Genomic DNA, 5,185 nt, shown 5'->3' on the forward strand with positions numbered 1-5,185 from the left:
GGGGGCCCCCCCCCGCCCCGCCCCCGGGGGCCCCCCCCCCCGCGGGGGGGGGGGGGGGCCCCCCCACCCCGGGTTCGGAGGGCCGGTCAGGTGATCGACCAGGCGATCCCGTCGAGGATGTCGTGCTCGCTCGTGACCACCTCGGTGAGCGACCCGCCCGCGGCGGCGACGTCGTCGCGCACGCGGCGGACGACCTCCGACCACACGAGCGCGCCGGCGCCGATGACGTCCACGCGGCCCGGGTGCATGAAGCCGAGCGCGGTGCGCTCGGCGCGCGAGCGGTGGAGCAGGTCGTCGCACGCCGCCAGGACCGTGTCGACGGGCAGGACTGCACCGTTGATCCGCTCCCTGTCGTACCGCGCGAGTCCCAGCGCGTGAGCCGTCACCGTCGTGACCGATCCCGCGAGCCCCACGAGCGTCGCGGCCTCCCCCAGCGGGACGACGGCGGCGGCCTCGTCGAGCGCGGCGCGCACGTCCGCGCGGGCCGCCGCCTCCTCGCTCGCGGTAGGCGGGTCGGAGCGCAGGTGCCGTTCGGTCATGCGCACGCAGCCGACGTCCATGGAGAACGCGGCGTCGGGAGTCGCCGTACCGAGCACGAGCTCGGTCGAGCCGCCGCCGAGGTCCACGACCATGTACGGGCCGGGGCGCAGCGCGGACACGGTCGAGGTCGCCCCGCGGAACGACAGCGCGGCCTCCTCCTCGCCCGAGACGACCTCGGGCTCCACGCCCAGCGCGGCCACGACCCCGGCGACGAACTCGTCGCGGTTCTCCGCGTCCCGCGTCGCCGACGTCGCCACGAACCGCGTCCGCGACGCGCCGAGCTCCGCGATCACGTCGGCGTAGCGTCGCGCGGCGTCGAGCGTGCGCGCGAGCGCCTCGGGCGCGAGGCGACCGGTGCGGTCGACCCCCTGGCCGAGCCGGACGACCTCCATGCGCCGGTCGACGTCGACGAGCGTGCCCGCCGCGGGGTCGACGTCCGCGACGAGCAGGCGGATCGAGTTGGTGCCGCAGTCGATCGCGGCCACGCGCGAGGCACCGGGCGGTACGGGGACGGGCGAGAACCCCGGCGCGGCGAGCGCGCCCGGGTCACGGGTGAGAGGAGAGGCGGAGCCTGAGGTCATGCGTCCAAGCGTCCCACGGCGTCAGCAGGTGCAGCGGTCCGGGCGCCACACGTCGCGCACGCGCTCGAGCGCCTCGTCACCCAGCGGGTTCACGCCCGGCCCGGCGGCCAGCGCGTGCCCGACGAGGACGTGCAGGCACTTCACCCGCGTCGGCATGCCGCCCGCCGAGATCCCGTCGATCTCCTCCACGTGGCCGAGCGCTTCGCGCTGCGCGAGGTAGTGCTCGTGCGCGCTCCGGTACGCGGCCGCGAGCTCTTCGTCCTCGGCGAGGCGGTCGGTCATCTCCCTCATGACGCCGTTCGCCTCCAGCGTCGACGCCGCGGCGACCGCGCCGGGGTGCGTGAGGTAGAAGGTCGTGGGGAACGGCGTGCCGTTCTCGAGCCGCGGCGCCGTGCGGACCACGAGCGGGCGCCCGCACGCGCACCGGGCGGCGATGCCGACGACCCCGCGTGGGGTGCGACCGAGCTGCTCCGCGAGGGTCTCGAGGTCGCGCTCGGTGACGACGGCGTCCGGGTCGTCGGCGGGGATGGCCAGGCGGGCGTCGGGCACGGGTCTTCCTTCGGGTCGGTCGGGCGCGTCGGGACGACGCGTCACCCATTCTCCCCGCTCGACGGCGCGGAACCGTCGCCGGTCGGCTCCTCGCCCGCGGGCGGGGTCTCCTCGCCGGCCCCGTCGTCGGCCGTCCCGGCCCCCTCGCCCGTGCCCGACGACACCGGCTGCTCGCCCGCGACCTGCACCGACGCCCAGATCGCCTCGTACCAGGGCGTGCCGTCCTCGTAGCCCTGGACGGGACCGTCGGTGATCGTCCTGCCGGTCTGCGGGTCGATGTCGTCGACCACCGACTCCGGGTCGAGCACGCGCCACGGCCGCTCGCCCGGCATGACGAAGTTGAGGCGGTCCCGCGCCTCGCGCTCGACGTACGCCTGGTCGTCCCAGCGGTCCAGCTCGGACTGGAGGTCGTCGCGCCGGGTCTCCGCCTGCGCGAGGTCGTTGCGCAGCTCGCGCAGCTCCCCCGTCTGGTTCACGTACGCCCGGAGGGTGGGCAGCAGCAGCACCACGGCGAGCAGCACGACGACGGACAGCACCAGCGTGCGGACCGTCACCACCTCGGGCAGCAGGAAGCCGTACCGGCTCCGGCGCCGGTCCTCCGGCGCGGGGCCCGCGGCGCGACGCGACGGTGCCGGCCGCTGCGCGCGCGTGGCGGGGCGGCGTGCGCCCGACGACGCGGTGGCCTTCGCGCCCGTCGTCGAGCTCTTGCCGGTCGGCCGCGCACGCGACGCGCCCTGGGGTGCGGGCTTGGACGTCGACGAGCGGGACGAGGCTCCGGACGCCGTCGCGCCCGACCGGGGCGCCGACTTCGACCCGGACGACCCGCGCGCGGGCCCGGTCCCCGGTCGCGCGGGAGCACCGGGGCGCGGAGGGCGGCGCGAGGACGGCATGCCCCCGATTGTGCTGCCGCGGCGGCCCCGGCCCCGGGAGCACGCGCGGTGCGTCCGCGAACGTGAGCCGATCGACACGACATCTTCACCCGCGGCCTGACCTGCGACGGCGTCGTGCGCCCGTCGCGCACCCGGTCCCGGACGCGCCGGAGCCCGGCGGGCCGACGAGCGGCCCACCGGGCTCCGGGTGCCGGGTCGCCCCGGCGGGGTTGCTGCGTGACCGGACGGTCAGCTGCAGGTCAGCCCTGCACCGTCCAGCGCGGGAACGCGCCGCGGCCGGCGTAGCGAGCGGCGTCGTCCAGCGCCTCCTCGATGCGCAGGAGCTGGTTGTACTTGTTGATGCGCTCGCCACGGGCGGGGGCACCGGTCTTGATCTGGCCGGCGTTCGTCGCGACGGACAGGTCGGCGATCGTCGTGTCCTCGGTCTCGCCCGAGCGGTGCGACACCATCGCGGTGAAGCCGTTGCGCTGCGCGAGCTCGACGGCGTCGAGCGTCTCGGTGAGCGTGCCGATCTGGTTGAGCTTGACCAGGAGCGAGTTCGCCGCCTTCAGCTCGATGCCCTTCGCGAGGCGCTCCGGGTTGGTGACGAACAGGTCGTCGCCGACGATCTGCACCTTGTCGCCCACCTCGGCCACGAGCTGCGACCAGGCGCCCCACTCGTCCTCGGACAGCGGGTCCTCGATGGAGACCAGCGGGTAGTCGCGCACGAGCTGCTCGTAGTACGCGATGATGTCCTCCGAGCTCGTCGCCTTGCCCTCGAACTGGTAGGCGCCGTCCTTGAAGAACTCGGTCGCGGCGACGTCGAGCGCCAGGCCCACGTCCTTGCCCGGAGCGAACCCGGCCTGCTCGATCGCGACGAGGATCAGGTCGAGCGCGTCGCGGTTGCTCGGCAGGTTCGGCGCGAAGCCGCCCTCGTCGCCGAGGCCCGTCGCGAGGCCCTTGCCCTTGAGCACGGACTTGAGGGAGTGGTAGACCTCGGCGCCGGTGCGCAGCGCCTCGCGGAACGAGGACGCGCCGATCGGGGCGACCATGAACTCCTGGATGTCGACGTTCGAGTCCGCGTGCGACCCGCCGTTGAGGATGTTCATCATCGGCACGGGCAGGACGTGCGCGTTCGGGCCGCCGACGTAGCGGTACAGGTCGAGGCCGGCGCTCTTCGCGGCGGCCTTCGCGACGGCGAGCGAGACGCCGAGGATCGCGTTCGCGCCGAGCTTGCCCTTGTTCGGGGTGCCGTCCAGGTCGATGAGGGCGGCGTCGATGAGGCGCTGGTCCTCGGCCTCGAAGCCGATGAGCTCCGGGGCGATGTCGTCGATCACGGAGTTGACCGCGCCCTCGACGCCCTTGCCCAGGTAGCGGGACTTGTCGCCGTCACGACGCTCGACGGCCTCGAACGCACCGGTCGACGCGCCCGACGGCACTCCGGCGCGGGCGAACGTCCCGTCGTCCAGGACGACCTCGACCTCGACGGTCGGGTTTCCGCGGGAGTCGAGGATCTCGCGCGCTCCAACGGCTTCGATGCTGGCCACAGGTGCTCCTTCGGGGCAGGGCTGCGGGCGCTTCGAATGGGATGGCCGACCCGGGCAGGGAAACCCGGGACGCCGCGTGCGCGCCCGCGACGGTGGTGGGTTTACGACCACAGCCTAGTGCCCGGATGTGACCTGCGCCGCTGCGTCCGGTCCGTGGGCCACGGGTCGGGGACCTGCGCGACGACGATCGGGACGAACGTCCCGGTCAGGCCGACCCCTCCGCGCGCTGCGTCTCCGCCGCGACGATCCGGGCCTCGACGCGCCGCAGCTCGACACGCAGCGCCGCCTCCGCGTCCAGCCCGTCCGCCTCGGCGCGCGCCACGAGGGCGAGGAGCTCGCGCCCCAGCCGCTCGTCCGCCGTGACGCCCTTGCCGTCCCCGACGACCTCGCCGGGCGCACCGTCCGACGGCGCCGCGAGCGCCGCACCGACCGTGTCGCCGAGGCCCCCGCGGCCGGCCCGGGAGAGCACCTTCTGCGCGCGGGCGAGCGCGCCCTGGGTGTGCGAGATGCCCTCGAGCACGGACGAGCGCTGCTTCTCGGCCTTCTTGATCGCGTCCCACTGCTGGTGCAGGTCGGTGACCTCGGCGTCGGCGAACACGTGGGGATGGCGTCGCACGAGCTTCGCGGCGAGGTCGGCCGCGACGTCGTCGACCGTGAACGGGTCCGGCTCCTCGCTCGCGATGCGCGCGTGGAAGAGGACCTGGAGCAGCAGGTCGCCGAGCTCCTCGCGCATCCCCGCGCGGTCGCCGGTCTCGATCGCGTCGGCCAGCTCGTGCGCCTCCTCCAGCAGGTACCGCACGAGCGACTCGTGCGTCTGCTCGCGGTCCCACGGGCACCCGCCCGGGGAGTAGAGCCGGTCCATGACGGCGACGACGTCGCGCAGCGCGTCGGTCGCCGGGTCGTGCACGGAACCCGGGGCGTGCGCGGGCTCCTGCTCGGGCTGCGGGGCGGCCGAGGCCTCGGGGGCGATCACCGGTTCATCGTAGGTTCGCCGAGCATGCGGTTCCCGCCGGTCGAGCATGCGGTCGTGGCCCGTCCGGGCGTCCGGACGGGCCACAGGCACATGCTCGGCGGGAGGGTCAGACGTGCGAGCCGTTCG

5 protein-coding genes are annotated in these 5,185 nt (G+C 74.9%); all 5 read right to left on the minus strand.

What is annotated here, in order from left to right:
- Positions 1 to 86: 86 nt before the first annotated feature.
- Entirely contained in the window at positions 87 to 1,121 is a 1,035-nt protein-coding gene (locus tag ACFVN3_RS20750) for an exopolyphosphatase (protein WP_378234856.1), read from the minus strand.
- A 21-nt stretch (positions 1,122 to 1,142) separates the two neighbouring features.
- Positions 1,143 to 1,670, minus strand: a complete 528-nt coding sequence (locus ACFVN3_RS20755; RefSeq protein WP_378234857.1) for a DUF501 domain-containing protein — start codon at positions 1,668 to 1,670, stop codon at positions 1,143 to 1,145.
- 41 nt (positions 1,671 to 1,711) lie between these two features.
- Complete coding sequence (locus tag ACFVN3_RS20760) at positions 1,712 to 2,560, minus strand: septum formation initiator family protein (RefSeq protein WP_378234858.1); 849 nt, start codon at positions 2,558 to 2,560, stop codon at positions 1,712 to 1,714.
- A gap of 239 nt (positions 2,561 to 2,799) precedes the next feature.
- Entirely contained in the window at positions 2,800 to 4,086 is a 1,287-nt protein-coding gene (gene eno / locus ACFVN3_RS20765) for a phosphopyruvate hydratase (RefSeq protein ID WP_378234859.1), read from the minus strand.
- Positions 4,087 to 4,291: 205 nt separating this feature from the next.
- Positions 4,292 to 5,059 carry a MazG family protein gene (locus tag ACFVN3_RS20770; protein WP_378234860.1) on the minus strand — a complete coding sequence of 256 codons (768 nt, stop codon included), beginning with the start codon at positions 5,057 to 5,059 and terminating at the stop codon, positions 4,292 to 4,294.
- Positions 5,060 to 5,185: the final 126 nt, after the last annotated feature.

The sequence above is a fragment of the Cellulosimicrobium sp. NPDC057862 genome (assembly GCF_042797035.1).
GTDB lineage: Bacteria > Actinomycetota > Actinomycetes > Actinomycetales > Cellulomonadaceae > Cellulosimicrobium.

Bases quoted from the DNA above. Each gene is read 5' to 3' on its own strand.
- ACFVN3_RS20760 (WP_378234858.1), bottom strand. From the start codon at position 2,560: ATGCCGTCCTCGCGCCGCCCTCCGCGCCCCGGTGCTCCCGCGCGACCG.
- ACFVN3_RS20750 (WP_378234856.1), bottom strand. From the start codon at position 1,121: ATGACCTCAGGCTCCGCCTCTCCTCTCACCCGTGACCCGGGCGCGCTC.